This window comes from Mesorhizobium sp. WSM4829 (genome assembly GCF_055811475.1).
Genome location: NZ_JBVVQJ010000157.1, coordinates 1 through 369, shown reverse-complemented (window position 1 = coordinate 369; position 369 = coordinate 1). Strand labels below are relative to the sequence as shown.

1 pseudogene is annotated in these 369 nt (G+C 58.3%); it reads right to left on the bottom strand.

Annotation, left to right across the window (positions count from 1 at the left end):
- A pseudogene (locus tag AC0L17_RS34660) lies at positions 1–182 on the bottom strand (IS6 family transposase); the annotation flags it as partial.
- Between the last annotated feature and the right edge of the window lie 187 nt (positions 183–369).

Sequence of the window (369 nt, the reverse complement as noted above, 5' to 3'; positions counted from 1 at the left end):
TGCGGACCGAACTTGATGCCCCACCGGCGGATTGTCTCATACGAAACCACGATCCCGCGCTCCAGCAGCATTTCCTCAACCAGACGCAGGCTCAAGGGTAACCTCTAGTAGAGCCAGACTGCATAGGCGATGATCTGCGGCGGGAAACGATGGCGCTTGTAGCTGACGGTCGCGGTGTTCATGCCATCGGTCTATGCCGCAAATCCCTGAACGCGAGTTAAGTTGATAACGCCCTTCAGGATGTTCTCCGGCAAGGAAACCGCGATGGGAATGGGCTTTTAACGAACAGGGGGCCTATTCATCACGCGGCGCAGTCGCAACGAAGGCAGGCACCGCAGCGGCGAAAGCGTCGTGCCAAGCATGGAGACG